The following is a 13952-nucleotide window of genomic DNA, read 5'->3' as shown; positions in this document are numbered from 1 at the left end:
TTCGGATATGAAACCATTCGTTACCTACCTCAGCGCCCTGCTGTTGCCGATATTCGCTTGCACCTGCGTCCGCGCCCAAACCTTGCCGTCGGAGATGGTGTATCCGGATACCCTGCGCGCACCGGACGACAGTATGAGCGTTTATTTCTCTAGCCTACAGAATGAAGGACGGATCAGCCTCAACGACCTGGGTTCGTGGGGGACGGACGGTCAACCCGGTCGGCGTATGGAAGTACGTACCACTTTGGACACCCTTTCGGTCGCACCCGTCAACACCTTTCACGATCAGCACCTGCTGATCCCCATCGTAGGCCGCACGGATACTTTTCTTTACCGCCTCCGCTTCAATGGCACCCCACAACCGCACCCGTCAGACTACCAAGCCGCCCACCGGGGCGCCACGACCTTCGCCATTCCGGAGGCGTTTGAGCTGGCTAACGTCATCCTCTACCTAAGTGCCCTGAGCGACAGCACCGGTAATCACCCTACGGGAACGGCGTATACGGATGCCGTCGCGGCGCACTTTGCCCCCTTCCGCCGCCACGCGCTGGTGCGGTTACTCGACAAGCATGCCGCCTCCGACGCTGCCGGCTTTAGCCTGTACTACAGCTTCCGGGACAACAGCTATGGCTTTACCTTCGACGAGTGGGACCGGCTGACCCCCGTGCCCTATCACCTGCCGGTGAGCATCGACTACTCCTCCGGCCTGGCTCCTTTCACCGGTATGGGCTTTGCCGACCTCCTCTATCTGGTCCAGGACTTTGCACTGCAATCCGGATTTCGTCAATTTTACCGAGACCATGCAGGGGAGTACGCGGAGCAGATCGAGCGCCAACAACGATTAATGCCCGTGCGCGGCATGTGGGACTGGCTGGAACGCGAGTTCCCGGAGCGGATGGATCACTACGCAATCGTTTTTTCTCCCCTCATTGGCGGATCCCACTCTACGCAGCGCTTTCAGGAAAATCCGTTCGATCAGCGTTACAGCTTTCACGAAAGCATCATGTTCGTCAGCGGCCCGGATGAACTGCTGCCTAGTTCCTACGACTCACTTACCCGGGAGGCGCTGCAATCCGGCATTGTTTTTACCGAGATCGACCACAACTACGTGAACCCGATGACGAGTGAGCACTACGACGCGGTCAGGGCCGCGATGGGCACCCTCACTGACTGGAATAACCGCGCCGGGTCAGGATACTACGATTCGCCCGGTGACACCTTCAACGAGTACGTGACCCACGCCCTGTTTTGTCTTTACGTACGGGAGACCTACCCAGCGGAAGTAGCCGAGCTGGTCATCGACCGCAGGGAACAGCTGATGGTCCGGCGGGACTTTCCACGTTTCCTTGACTTCAATCGGGCATTCCTCACGCAGTTTGTGAAGGAAAACCGTAGTCAACCTCTGTCCGAGAGCTACCCCGCGATCATCGCGCTGCTGGGTGCTGGGTAACGGTGTAGCACTACGGTCCGGAAGGGTAGGGTAAGCCGACAAAAAACCAGGTTTACCAAATCTAATTTGCCAGTGGGCAAGAATAATCTGTTCAAAAGTGGTATGTTGTTTCCTGAAAGGTTGTTTTTGCAAGGGTATTGTGAGTCTAGCACAGGGCCGTTGGGAAGCTCCATGAACCATTCTAGTCACCTAACTACCAAAGCGAATACTCTATGCTAAACAAAGCAGTACCCTCTACTACGTGCCGGATGCTCCGGGCACTACCCGCCTTACTACTTTTTTCTCTACTGTTTACGGCCTGTGCCGAGGAGCTGGACGAGATGTCTACTCCACCAGCGGAGACCGTTCCGCAGCAGATCATTGAACCCGCTCCCGCCCCCTCCAGCTGGGTTATCATCAAGGGAAGCGCGGGCGAAGAATTCGAATCGAAAGCCAAGAACGGCCGTGCAACCCGCGCCGCCGGTGTAGATCGCGGCAGATTCAACATCGATCTGAAGTTTCTCGTCCCGGTGACCGATGAACAAGTCGCTGTCTTCGAGGCCGCCGCGGCCCGTTGGGAGCGCATCATTATCAAGGACGTACCTTCCATTACCGTCACACTTCCCTCCGCCTTTCCGGGGTTTCCCCCTGTTGTTGACGGGACCCTGGACGATATCGTGATCGAGGTAGTCATTTCTCCTATCGACGGACCCCTTGGTATCCTGGGTCGAGCGGGTCCAACCTACCTGCGCACATCCGATGGACTGCCCCTGGCGGGTCTCATGCAGTTCGACGTCGCCGATCTTGACTTACTCGACGAGGTGGACCTCTTCGAAGAGGTTATCGTACACGAAATGGGTCACGTGCTGGGTATAGGCACGCTGTGGGAATTCCCCGACCGCGACCTCGTACGCCAGGAAGACACGAATCCTTACTTCGCCGGTCGCAAGGCTAACGTCTTCTGGAATGCGGAGGGCGGCACGCATGAATTGCCCGTAGAAGATAGGGGTGGTCGTGGTACCCGACTGGGTCACTGGCGGGAGTCTGTGCTGCGGAACGAGTTGATGACCGGTTTCCTCAACCTGGGCGAAAATCCCCTGAGCCGCATTACCGCCGGGTCCATGCGTGACCTGGGCTACGGCGCTGCCATGGTCGGCGAACGGTACGACCTGCCCCGGGGCGCTATGGGCGTAAACCCCGACGGCGACGATACCACTACCGACGAAGAAACCCACACTGCCGGCATTGACATCGCCGGACGGGAGATCATTCTTAAGCCCATCGGATCGGTTACGATCGAATAGTGCAGTGATCACGATATAGCACCGCTAGACTCGGTGCTACGGCCGGAATAGGCCGAAAAAAGAACCCCCGCACGGAATAAATTCCGTGCGGGGGTTCTTTGATTCGACATCACCCCAATATGCGGCGGCGCGCGGGTGCAGAGGAAGCGGGACCGCTACGCGGGCAATCCTTCCGACTGCCATGCAAGTTTACGAATTGGGATTTGCGCAGCTTTACTATGAGTCCAGGCTCACTGCCAAGCGCATTTGTTGGGTCATTGACGTGGAATCTACAGCAATGCTGGATGGTGTAAGGATTCCATCACGCGCAGCCGTGACCTGGCAGCTACCTGATGGTCCGTGGACCTGGGTCGAGGTTACCATCCTCAACAAACGGGGAACGAACTGTCCCCAACCGTCTGGAAATATTCCCTGCGTCCAATCTTCCTAAAGGAGGATCCCGCCGGAGGAGCCCGGCGATTAGCTGAAGTCGCTGCGGCCCCCACTGAGCCGGCGAATCAGCAGGCGATCGGCACAAAGCTCCAAGCACACCTGGAAGAATACCCCGAAGCCACTCACAAGCTGCAGAGCTTGGTTGAGAAGAATGGGTACACGCTCAATCCTGCAGGGGATTTCATTAAAGAATAATGCCCCGTTAAACGTGGAATACGAGCAGAGTTGCAAGCCCGACCCGTTTCGGGAAGTGTTAGCCTGACAAGCCACCGTACGACCGCGGTCGTACGGTGGCTTTTGGTGTGGTCGGGTGTGTCCGGCAGTCCTTGGATCGGAATAGCTTGAGCTGGTTTGGAAAGCAAGGCACAGCCCCTTTGTGTGCGCTCCTCATCCGGCCAGGGGTACGCGGAGCTGCGTGATCTGGCCAGATGGGTGTTGTATACACGGCAATTATTGAGTACCTATAAGGCTTTTATACGCAATGTGTTGACTTTGGTGTTCTGTGCAATAGACCGCAGGGCTGAGGAGAACCTAAACAAAAGTTGCCTAATTAAGCAACAAGCATTATCTTTGAAGGAGACTTGAAATCTGATGCCCACTATAGCCCAAATCAACTCAATCAAGGTATACATGTACTTCGACGACCATGCTCCTCCTCATTTTCATGCCATCTACAATGAATATGAAATACAAATTGAAATCAAGACCCTTAAAACATTGCACGGTTCATTGCCTAAAAAGCAGTACCAGTCAGTGATAGACTGGGCAGAGAAAAGTCAGGATTATTTGAACTTTAAATGGAAAGAATTTAACAAACAATAATATGAAAGGCCTGCGAAGTATCCCTAGAGTTTTAAAGATTAACAAAATTGATGGCTTCAAGCTATCTTTATTGTTTAACAATGGACAATCCAGAATAATTGATATTGAACAGTTTTTCAGAGATAGCCCCTCTGGGCGCAAGGAATTGAGGGAGCAGATATTAAGTAATCAGGAAATATTTGATTCCGTAGAAGTAATGGACACAACTATAGGATGGCCAGGAATTGGGATTTATAGTAAAGACCAAAATGGTGAATCAGTGTTTTACTCCTACGATATCGATCCTATTTTACTTTTTAAAGCGGGAACGGTAGATGAAGATAGAAAAATAGATATTGGAGAAAAGATTAAGTCTTTACGCCTTCAATTAGGTTTAACTCAAGAGGAGTTAGCCAAAAAAAGCGGTACGAGCAAACACTACATTTCTCGGTTAGAAAATAATAAATCAGACATTGAAGTAATGACGCTAAAAAAGATTATTGAAGCTGGATTTAATAAGAAGCTTTCGCTAGAAATTAAGTGAAAATAATATGCACAGAACACTGCGCCCAGCGTCAACCGGGGCTAAGGGAAGGCAGTGCCGGTTAGTTTCTATTTGTCCCGCGAGTCCGTCACGTCGGACAATGGCCCGAAAGCTCCCGCTGGTCGGTTTCGGTCCATGCCGCCGCGCCGCCCCCGCTCTTCGGTGGGGGTAAGTGCTTTACGTCTTATCATTGAAGCCCCGGTTGCGTGGGCGCACCCGTTCGGCGAAATAAAGGCTATACTATCTAGATATTAGCTATATTCAGGCCATGAAAAATGTAGAAAATTCTGAATCAATTAAAAGCCTTTTTGATAACATAGTCAAAAAGAATATTGTCCTACCAGAATTTCAAAGGAATTTCGTTTGGGGAATAGATAGGACACTAGATCTATATGATAGTCTAGTAAAGGATATATTTATTGGTGCAATTATTTATGGTAAGCCTTCTTTTGAAATTACGACTAGGGAGATTGATGATAGACCCAGAAGGGGGAAAGGAAGTCGAAGAAAACTAGAAGAAGTTTCAATCTCCGCCGAAAAAGCGAAGCAGCAATCAGAAATAAATAATTTCCGGCTAATTCTTGATGGTCAGCAGAGGTGTACGTCCATTTATAGATCTCTCAAGGGAGTTGATAAAGTATGGATGATTCTTAAGAATGAAAATGAATTAGAAGATGAGATAATCGATCTTGAAATAAAAGATAGAGACCTCGAAGACGTGCTCTATGAATTTTCAGCAAACGAATCTCCAGATAGACTGTCAATTTTGCTTTCGGATGTATTTGAAACAATGGACAGTTCGATTAGAGAAGCTGCCATAAAAACAAAATATTATGACAGCTTACTTTACACTAGCAGTATAGAGCCAGAAGAAGACGAAGATACGTTTACGCTTTACTTAAGTTATAAAGGAAAATTAGAAGACCTTTTTAAAGATAATAAGCTATTTAATTATTATATGCTTGACATGAGCCTAGAAAAATTTGCTTTGTTTTTTGAAAGGTCTAATAGCCTAGGTATAAGACTGAACTTTATTGACGTGCTTTCAGCCAAATTGTATGTTGGTTTCAAGCTTAGAAAAGAGATTGAAGAATTTGAAAGTTCAAGCCAAAAATTTAAACCTCTTATGCAGGAGGTTATGGTCAGAGCAATCTCATATTTAGTAAGTAATGGTAGAGACGTTGAACGATCATACATATTGAAAACCCTTAACCATGAACACTTCAATACGTATTGGAACGATCTACTGATATGTTACAAGAACGCGCTTAATTATCTATACAATAATAAATTTGTCACAAGCCAATCGTGGATTCCATATGAAAATATGGTTATTCCACTGATGATCTTTTCTTTTGAAAATGGAAAAAAGAATTTTTCCACAGTCAGCGAAGATCAAGCTGAAATGTTGGAATTCTGGTATTGGTCATCAATATACTCTACTAGGTATTCACGATCTTCTAACGAGGTAATAGTTCAGGACAGTAATGCATTAAAGCAACTTGCTAAAATTGGCAAAATAAAGGACAGAAGCTTCTTTAATCGTCTAATTAAATATCAAGTAACCAATCCGGATGATCTACAAAACTATAATTCGAAGAGGAGCGGAATATACAAAGGCACATTGAACTTTATAGCATATATTAATGGCGGATTAATAGGTTGGGAGAATACAAATGCGCTAGATTACAATAGCCACAACCTTGAAGATCACCATGTTTTCCCCAAAGGCTATATTAACAACTATTACAAGGATGATGAGGATGCATTGTCGTTACGGGACTCCGTAGTGAATAGAACTCTTATCCCGAAAATATTAAACATTAAAGTAGGGAAAAAGAAACCAAGTGAATACCTAAAAGAACTAGAAGCTAAAAATGGTAATCTTGAATCTAGTTTGAAGCGGCATTCATTACCAGTAGATCTCAAATCGGGGTTGTACGATGACTTTTACAAGGACTTCGTTGAAGAGCGAAGTAAGGCAATATACGATGAGCTAGATGAACTTGTCTTCAGTAAAAAGGATGTAACTATAAAGAAATTTTATCAAGAGCCATCCAAACAGGGAAGCTCACGCATGAAAATTTATAGGACATATTTAGGTACACGATTTGAAGCAACATTTAATCCACAAACACAAAAGGTGCTTTTTGAAGGTAGTGAATATACCGTCTCTGGGGCAGCGATGAAAGCCAAATCAATTGTAAAGGGTAGCGATGATGTAACAGCAAATGGATGGAGATTTTGGAAATATATAGATGAAACCATTGGGGTGGAAAATACCATAGACGAATTAAGAGAATAATTCGCCGAACACCGCGCGATCGACAAGCCGGCGGTGATGGTTTTGGGTGTCGAGTATGTTTATTTGGCCAGGAAAGAAGCCTACTGATCCGTTAGTTGGTCGGGGAAGCCGGCCTGCGGTGGCGCCCCCGTTGCAGCCAACTTAAAAATGTTTATACACAACTTTAAACAACCATTATAATGACTGAAAAACGCCAAGCTGGGGCTGGTTCCTCAAAAGAAACAGATAAGAAAATCATCGAGATACTAAATAAGTATGAAGGAACGAATGTCGATTTGGGATACTTGCTCTGTGATCAACATATAGACTCAGCTGAAAAGTCAGCCCTGATCTATAAGGAAAGTGTTGATAGTGAAATCAGTTATACCTACGCAGATCTCAGAGCGTATTCAACAAAGTTTGCAGCAGTCCTCTCCGATTTAGGAGTTCGAAAGGGGGATCGAGTGGCTACTTTATTGCCTAAATCATTGGAATTGGTTATTGCCGCTTTATCAATCTGGCGGCTTGGTGCCGTTCATGTTCCTCTTTTTACTGCTTTTGGACCAGAAGCTATCGATTACCGCCTAAGAAATAGTGAGACATCTATTCTCATTACCGATAATAACAACCGAAACAAAGTTGAAAGCAAACTTACTCATCTTTCTAATATTATTGAAGTTGAAGGGGCCAATAATTATAAGGGACAATCAGGCGATATACCTTTTTGGGCATCGTTGGAAAGGGCAACTAAGGAATTTCAGGTAGTGAAAGTTGCAGCAGAGGATCCCTTTATATTAATATATACTTCCGGCACTACCGGAGAGCCCAAGGGCGTTGAGATATTAGCCAAATCACTAGCTCAAATAGAAGTGTACATGCGGTTTGGATTGGATCTGCGAAAGGAAGATGTATATTGGAATATGGCCGATCCGGGTTGGGCATACGGTCTCTTTTATGCAATCGTTGGTCCTTTACTCATAGGGCACTCCACCATACTATTTAATGCGCCATTTGATGTTGACAATGCTTTATATGTGTTGAAGAACCTCAAAGTAAGTAACCTTGCCACTTCTCCAACGGTTTTTAGGGTGATGAAATCTAAAGTTGATAGATCTGAGAGCGGGGAAAATCAACTCAGTTTACGTGTTGCCTCATGTGCAGGAGAACCACTCAATCCAGAGATCCTTTCTTGGGGACAAGAATATTTAGGTGTTTCTATTCGTGATCAGTATGGTCAGACCGAATTGGGGATGGTAGTGACGAATCTTCAATCTCCTGAACTACAACGCCCACTCAAGCCAGGTTCCGCAGGGCCTTCGATGCCCGGTTTCAGGGCGGTTATCGTTAATGATTTGGGCGATGAACTTGCGCCTGGGAATGAAGGAGAATTAGCTATTGATACCCATAATTCGCCATCGTTTGCTTTTAACGGTTACTACAAAAATCCGAAAAAAACCAAGGAGCGCTTTACCAACAATGGTAGATATTATCTTACCGGTGATGCTGGCAGTCAAGATGCAGAAGGATATATTTTTCTTTCAGGTAGAAACGATGACGTAATCACCAGTTCAGGTTACCGCATAGGGCCTTATGAAATCGAAAATATATTGATGGGGCAGGAGGCCGTCGGAGAAGTAGCAGTGGTTGGCATACCCAATCAACTTCGAGGGGAGATTGTGAAAGCGTTTGTAGTTCTGAAAGCTGGATTCACACCTTCCGAATCTCTTGCTGAAGAAATGCGTCACTTGGTAAAGGAAAGACTATCTGCACACGTTTATCCTCGGGAGATAGAATTTGTAGAAGAACTGCCTAAAACACCGAGTGGCAAAATTCAAAGGTTTATGCTGCGCAATCAATAGGAATTATCATTGCAGATATCTACAAAACCAGAGACTTAAAATTACTGCGATTGGTGAAATAAAAACTGACTGCAACAATGGCTCAATACGATCATAGTGGCAGCTCGGATAGGAGAATGAATGAATTGTATGAAGTTTGTTATTTGTAAGTGGAGCTGAGATAGGAGAGTGTATGTGATTACTTGCCGCTAGGCCGATTGGCCTAAACGTTCGCCGCAATGGTTAAGCATGATAGAATTAGCAACGTAGTCTTTAATCCAAAAAAAGATATAATTAGCAAATTTGGTTATTTCATAGCCATGCGGAGCGTAGCGGAGTATGGCGTAGCAACGTGTAGCTACACGGTGTAGCGGCGGTTAGTTGCTATGATCGTTGTAGATCTTGTTGGTGGTCCGTTTTATTCATAAAGCTCTTTGTTAATCATTTGAATTATGTGCAATATTTCATTCCTTCTCATTACCTTCTCACTATTAAACCATTTTCTATTGTCCAGTAAACTCCTAGTCATATTTATAAATCTTCTATCGTCTAATAACTCTTTATAATTAATTGGATGTCGGCCTACTGCAGAATCTTGAAATATTTTGTCCTTCATATAGAAATGTTCATAAAGTTCTGAATTATAAAACTCTGTTCTTCTTTCAAATACATCATATTCAAAAGTCTGCTTAAGTTTAGGTAAACTGATTTCATATAAGTTGCTTAGACCAATCCGAATAGAGTCGTTTGCCAAAACCGTTAAGCCTACAGATTTAAGGGCATCATATCCAGAAGATGGAACATCTCCTAATCCAATATTGGGAAACAAATCGAAATGTTCGTCAAGGGAGTCATGGTATGCTAGTTTTTTCTCTAAATGCTTTAAAACAATCAAACCTGATTGGGTACAAAGAGAGTCCCAGTGAAAGGATTCATCTAATACCGAGAGACCCATATGAAGATTTTTTTCTATTTCTAACAGAATTTTTGATTCAACAGCTTTTGTCTTCTGATTTTCATTCCAATTGTTAATTTGTAAAGCAATTAAAATTCCTATTACTACTAGAATAATTTCTCCAACAGCATATATCGCATACCTTTTTAGATTTCCATCATTAATTAATTTCCGTCTTATTCTCCGAAAAAATTTTAACATAGAATTTTTATTTTTTTCATCTATTGACCACTAACTTGTTTATTTAGGTAAGTACGATTTAATACGCAATACGTGGACTTAACTAAATTAGAGGAAAAGATGCAATAAGCCAAAATCTTAATGCGGCGAACATTGCGCCCAGTGTCAACCGGGGCTGCGGGAAGGGAATGTTGATTTGGTTACCCGAAGGCCCGCAGGTTCGTCACGCCGCCACTGGCCCGAAAGCTTCCGCTGGTCGGTTTCAGTCCATGCCGCCGCGCCGCCCCCGCTCGTTGGTGAGGATAGAGTTGGTCATTTCATATTATTTAAGCCCCGGCTGCGTGGGCGCCCCCGTTGCTACGCCATGGCTCCACTGCACTGCGCATGGCGTAGCAGCAACTCAGGCGCACTGCGCCTGAGTTGTTGGGCGACAGTGCCCAATAGGGCACCGGGGAAGCACGATGATTCTGTACCAAACTGATTTATCTTAATCGCCGCGGACGAAGGTCGTTAACGCCATATTATCCTAAGATAAAAGTATTGTACAGACAATCTTGACGTTTTGTACGCTGCTTTCGGTACCCAGCGAACTCTGAAAAACAACAATGATAATGGATCAGATTGTGGAAAAAACAGTTCGATTATTCAGCAAAAATGAATATGTCAAGATCAATTCGATAATTCTTGTTGGCTCAAAATTGGAGGATTCAAAAAGTGATTTTTGGTCAGATACAGATTTGATAGTAGTTTTGAAACGTGGAGAGGCAATAGAGAAAGAACAAATAGAAAAAGTAGTATTGGGGATAGGCGAAATAGTTGGAAAAGAAGAGTATCGAACAAAGGACAACATAATTCAAAGGTTGGTAGTATCATTTAATAACTTGATCGAGAAGATAGATTTGAAAATAATCACTTATGAAGGCTGGATAAATACCGAAAGTCAAACTACTACTCAAAGTAAATTGCTTTATGGGAAATCCATCCCAAAGAGTATAAAAAGAAACGAAACGCTATCTAAAGGGGGCCGCAATGGTGAAAACTTGGAAAGGATTAATCGAATATGGTTTGTGCTGTTTGAATGTATTAAGAAATTTATGAGGAATGATAATTTAATTGGTTTGCATTTATTGTTACAATTACTGAGCGAATATTTAGTACTCCGGATGCAGGAGCGAGATGTAAAATACACTACTAACATCCATAGAATGGGATATAATGAAAAATTGCCAAAGTGCCTTGAATTTGAACAATTAAATTATCGAGATAAATGGGCAATACTGAGTTATATAGAGTCCTTGTCAATTGAGTTGGATAAACAACTTGGAAATCAGTATAGTGGTTATGAAAGTCGCATAAAGATATTCAAAGAGTATTTAATAAAAGCGAGGAAAACTTTGGATAACAGAACATGACGCGTGGCATTGAGGATATAGGCAGGCCTTTTACATGATACTTCATACGCGATTATCCGTCGGATGATTATGACCCGTACAACAATCAGACTAGCGCGGTTACAATACACATGCTACAATGAGTCCTGTTGCATAATAGCAAGCAGTCTAGCAATGATAGAGGACCGTAAAATTGGATCAATAATGGTTAAAACTGGATCAAACCGGATCATTTATCTTGGATTTGCTATGGAAGAATCCTCCGTCCATGTTGAAGAGCACATCCGCTACGTACCGACCTTCCAGAGGTTGGTTTCCACCCCGTTTGGGGGAGAAGTGAATGCGATGTGCTGGACGCGTGATCTGGCGGGTGACTTTTCCGAGATCGTGCAAAAGATTGATCTGAAGGAGAATATGGCGACGGTCAGTCGGGAGGAACTTTGTACACTGGAGTTAAGTGACGCCGGGCAACTTGCCCGCAAGACTCTGATCTTAGATCTAAAGGCACTGGAAACTTACGGAGCATCTCCCACGCTCAATCTTATCCGTTGCTACGAGCGGGATGACAGCTTCCCTTTCTTTCCGACCGACGTCTATTCCTTCCACGTGGATCGTTCCCCCATTCCGACCGACACCTTTTTGTGTACCTATCACGGCGAGTCCAGTGAGATCCTGCCAAACGCCCAGGCGGAACAGAAGGTACTGGTCCCCGAGATACGCGAGGCGCTAAGGAAACTCTTCGATGGCCCGGAGGATGGCTTCGAGTACTTCCTAAGCGAGTATTTCTTTGACCTCCATTATCGTCCTAAACTTGACGCCCATCCCATCCGCCTGGGTCGGGGTAACCTGTGGAGGCTGGCGATCGACCACCCGGAGTGTAAGGTGCCGCCTTGCATTCACCGCGCGCCGGATGAAAAGGCCGGAGAGCCCCGCTTAATGCTGATTTGTTGAGGGCAAAATTAGTTGGCAGGATTTAACATCGCTCCCGCGCTCCGCCGCAACAATGCGCCGTCGTTTGCGGGATCAGACTACAACACCTCCGCACAGATTCTGTGCCAGCGCACCGCCGTACGCTGACAGCCATGGATTCAGCGCCTCACCGAGCGTTGTCGGCTCCCGAAGCTTCCACATTGGATTTCTGGGACCTACCTTACTGATGAAGCGCTCTGGCACGACGCTTCAAAGCCCTGTAATCCTTGAGTTTGGTTTTGGGTATACCAGGATATACGCTTATTCGGTGTCATTTACCGAAACTGTAAATGGTTGTGACATTTTAAACGGCTCAATCAGACGTGAGACATATTAAACAGTCTGAAGACCGAATTGCAGATTTAGAAATTATCCATACGAATCCAGCTTGTATGAGAATCTAAAAAACATAAATACAAAGAATATGATCAGGCAGCTAGGTGAAAAATTTACGAATTTATTCAAACGGTATATGCCGAATGCGTTTGTCTTTGCGCTGATTTTAACTATTGCCGTCGTATGTATGGCTTTTGCATGGACAGGGGATTCCGCAATGGATATTATTCAAGCATGGTATACCGGATTTTGGATGCTTCTTGAATTCGGCATGCAAATGATTCTCATACTGGTTACAGGGTTTTCCATCGCGCTGTCGCCTTTAGTAAAGAAGGGTATTTCCAAGTTGACCCAATTCATTCATACACCTAAGCATGTATACCCATTTATAATCGTAATGGGGATGCTGCTAAGTGCGATAAGTTGGGGTTGGGTGGTGATAAATGCCATTTTGGCGAGGGAGTTTGCGTTGCGTATTAAAGGAATCAATTATCCATACCTCATTGCCTGTGTATATTTCTCGAGCTTGTTTTGGGTAACCGGTCTTTCTAGTTCTATACCACTATTGCTTAATACGGAAAACAATTACCTGATTGAAGCCGGAATTTTATCGAGCACAATTTCAACTTCCTATACGCTCAGTTCCTTTTTGAATATATCCATTATGATCTTTTCACTAATAGTTGGGCCATTGCTTTTTTTGGTGCTAATTCCCAAAAAGGAACAAGAACTTGTAGATATGTTAGCGGCTGGCAATGCGATTATGGAGACGACTATCGAAGCGGAAGCGGATAGCATGAACCATAGGGCAAATGCAGTTTCGGATAGGCTGAATAGTAGCTCAATACTACAGGGAATGGTTGGCCTCATGGGACTTGCCTATATCGTATTTCACTTCAGCACTAAAGGCATGGATATTAATTTAAATATCATGATCTTTGTTTTTATCATACTGGGTTTGTTTTTGCACCGGACACCCATGCGATACAGTATAGCCATGAAACGGTCCAGTATGAATATTTCAGGAATTCTGTTTCAGTACCCCTTCTATGCGGGGATAATGGGCATAATGATCCATACGGGATTAGGAAATGAACTGGCGACCTGGATGGTTTCTGTTGCAACAATTGATACTTATCCAATCCTAGCATTTCTCAGCGGGGGGGGTGGTCAACTTTGCCATTCCTTCCGCAGGCGGTGAATTTGCGGTAATAGGCCCCAGTATTATCAATGCCGTCAAAGAAATTGGAATGGGCTTGCCAGAACAAGAAGTAACCCACATGATTGCTCGAGCGTCCTTAGCCATTGCATTTGGTGAAACGTTGACCAATTGCCTGCAACCTTTCTATTTACTGATTATTCTTCCCATCATGGGATTAGGTATCAAGATACAAGCACGGGATGTGATGGGGTACTTAATTGTGCCCTTCCTGGTGTTCTTTATTTCATGGGCACTCATGGTAATTTTTGTGCCGATTTAGGTAGTTGT

The 13952-nt window shown here is 44.9% G+C and carries 12 protein-coding genes; 11 read left to right on the top strand and 1 reads right to left on the bottom strand.

Annotated elements, in window-relative coordinates:
* Positions 1-7 precede the first annotated feature (7 nt).
* The 7 genes from GGR28_RS03020 (at position 8) to GGR28_RS02995 (ending at position 8653) form a co-directional block, all read left to right on the top strand.
* Entirely contained in the window at positions 8-1450 is a 1443-nt protein-coding gene (locus GGR28_RS03020) for a DUF4932 domain-containing protein (protein WP_183494231.1), read from the top strand.
* Between the two features lie 212 nt (positions 1451-1662).
* Entirely contained in the window at positions 1663-2733 is a 1071-nt protein-coding gene (locus GGR28_RS03015; RefSeq protein WP_183494230.1) for a leishmanolysin-related zinc metalloendopeptidase, read from the top strand.
* A gap of 181 nt (positions 2734-2914) precedes the next feature.
* Positions 2915-3163 (top strand): DUF6544 family protein, encoded by a 249-nt coding sequence (locus GGR28_RS19430; RefSeq protein ID WP_406603750.1) that lies wholly within the window; start codon positions 2915-2917, stop codon positions 3161-3163.
* Between the two features lie 593 nt (positions 3164-3756).
* On the top strand, positions 3757-3987 hold the full coding sequence (locus GGR28_RS03010) for a DUF4160 domain-containing protein (protein ID WP_183494229.1): 231 nt from the start codon (positions 3757-3759) through the stop codon (positions 3985-3987).
* A gap of 1 nt (position 3988) precedes the next feature.
* Positions 3989-4510, top strand: a complete 522-nt coding sequence (locus GGR28_RS18865) for a helix-turn-helix domain-containing protein (protein WP_221233778.1) — start codon at positions 3989-3991, stop codon at positions 4508-4510.
* 268 nt (positions 4511-4778) lie between these two features.
* On the top strand, positions 4779-6815 hold the full coding sequence (locus GGR28_RS03000) for a GmrSD restriction endonuclease domain-containing protein (protein ID WP_183494228.1): 2037 nt from the start codon (positions 4779-4781) through the stop codon (positions 6813-6815).
* Positions 6816-6994: 179 nt separating this feature from the next.
* Entirely contained in the window at positions 6995-8653 is a 1659-nt protein-coding gene (locus tag GGR28_RS02995; protein ID WP_183494227.1) for an AMP-binding protein, read from the top strand.
* 397 nt (positions 8654-9050) lie between these two features.
* On the opposite strand, the gene GGR28_RS02990 is transcribed toward GGR28_RS02995, so the two are convergent.
* Positions 9051-9788, bottom strand: coding sequence for a DUF6090 family protein (locus GGR28_RS02990; RefSeq protein ID WP_183494226.1), 738 nt, complete (start codon positions 9786-9788; stop codon positions 9051-9053).
* 590 nt (positions 9789-10378) lie between these two features.
* On the opposite strand from GGR28_RS02990, the gene GGR28_RS02985 reads away from it, so the two are divergent.
* The 4 genes from GGR28_RS02985 (at position 10379) to GGR28_RS18860 (ending at position 13944) form a co-directional block, all read left to right on the top strand.
* On the top strand, positions 10379-11179 hold the full coding sequence (locus tag GGR28_RS02985) for a hypothetical protein (RefSeq protein ID WP_183494225.1): 801 nt from the start codon (positions 10379-10381) through the stop codon (positions 11177-11179).
* Between the two features lie 228 nt (positions 11180-11407).
* Positions 11408-12109, top strand: coding sequence for a hypothetical protein (locus GGR28_RS02980; RefSeq protein ID WP_183494224.1), 702 nt, complete (start codon positions 11408-11410; stop codon positions 12107-12109).
* A gap of 442 nt (positions 12110-12551) precedes the next feature.
* Positions 12552-13664, top strand: coding sequence for a TIGR00366 family protein (locus GGR28_RS02975; protein WP_221233777.1), 1113 nt, complete (start codon positions 12552-12554; stop codon positions 13662-13664).
* Entirely contained in the window at positions 13630-13944 is a 315-nt protein-coding gene (locus GGR28_RS18860; RefSeq protein WP_319936692.1) for a TIGR00366 family protein, read from the top strand. The genes GGR28_RS02975 and GGR28_RS18860 overlap by 35 nt, the downstream gene beginning before the upstream one ends.
* Positions 13945-13952: the final 8 nt, after the last annotated feature.

The organism is Neolewinella aquimaris (assembly GCF_014197245.1).
GTDB classification, from domain to species: Bacteria; Bacteroidota; Bacteroidia; order Chitinophagales; family Saprospiraceae; genus Neolewinella; species Neolewinella aquimaris.
This window is presented reverse-complemented; position numbering and strand designations above follow the sequence as displayed.

Bases quoted from the DNA above. Each gene is read 5' to 3' on its own strand.
- GGR28_RS03020 (WP_183494231.1), top strand. From the start codon at position 8: ATGAAACCATTCGTTACCTACCTCAGCGCCCTGCTGTTGCCGATATTC.
- GGR28_RS03015 (WP_183494230.1), top strand. From the start codon at position 1,663: ATGCTAAACAAAGCAGTACCCTCTACTACGTGCCGGATGCTCCGGGCA.
- GGR28_RS19430 (WP_406603750.1), top strand. From the start codon at position 2,915: ATGCAAGTTTACGAATTGGGATTTGCGCAGCTTTACTATGAGTCCAGG.
- GGR28_RS03010 (WP_183494229.1), top strand. From the start codon at position 3,757: ATGCCCACTATAGCCCAAATCAACTCAATCAAGGTATACATGTACTTC.
- GGR28_RS18865 (WP_221233778.1), top strand. From the start codon at position 3,989: ATGAAAGGCCTGCGAAGTATCCCTAGAGTTTTAAAGATTAACAAAATT.
- GGR28_RS03000 (WP_183494228.1), top strand. From the start codon at position 4,779: ATGAAAAATGTAGAAAATTCTGAATCAATTAAAAGCCTTTTTGATAAC.
- GGR28_RS02995 (WP_183494227.1), top strand. From the start codon at position 6,995: ATGACTGAAAAACGCCAAGCTGGGGCTGGTTCCTCAAAAGAAACAGAT.
- GGR28_RS02990 (WP_183494226.1), bottom strand. From the start codon at position 9,788: ATGTTAAAATTTTTTCGGAGAATAAGACGGAAATTAATTAATGATGGA.
- GGR28_RS02985 (WP_183494225.1), top strand. From the start codon at position 10,379: ATGGATCAGATTGTGGAAAAAACAGTTCGATTATTCAGCAAAAATGAA.
- GGR28_RS02980 (WP_183494224.1), top strand. From the start codon at position 11,408: ATGGAAGAATCCTCCGTCCATGTTGAAGAGCACATCCGCTACGTACCG.
- GGR28_RS02975 (WP_221233777.1), top strand. From the start codon at position 12,552: ATGATCAGGCAGCTAGGTGAAAAATTTACGAATTTATTCAAACGGTAT.